The sequence below is a fragment of the Rhizobium ecuadorense genome (assembly GCF_001187535.1).
In the GTDB taxonomy this organism is placed as follows: domain Bacteria; phylum Pseudomonadota; class Alphaproteobacteria; order Rhizobiales; family Rhizobiaceae; genus Rhizobium; species Rhizobium ecuadorense.
Window position 1 is genome coordinate 1 of the sequence record NZ_LFIO01001812.1, and the last position, 235, is coordinate 235.

Annotated in this window: 1 pseudogene; it reads left to right on the forward strand. The window is 58.3% G+C overall.

Going from position 1 to position 235, the window contains the following annotated elements:
• Positions 1-235: pseudogene (locus tag AF337_RS38625) on the forward strand (arylsulfatase); the annotation flags it as partial.

A 235-nucleotide genomic window follows, 5' to 3' on the forward strand; every position in this document is an offset into this window, starting at 1 on the left:
ACTTCACCGAAAACGAACTGACGCCGGGTGCTGCCCGTGTCGGCAATTACAAGGCCGTGTTCAACCTGCGCGGCGACAATGGGCAGGCCACAGGCGGTCTGGCGGTTGATACCAACCTGGGCTGGAAGGGTGCACAGTCCTACGTCGCCATCGTGCCACAGGTGTTCGATCTGCTGCAGGATCCGCAAGAACGCTACGACATCTTCATGAACAACTACACCGAACATACCTGGAC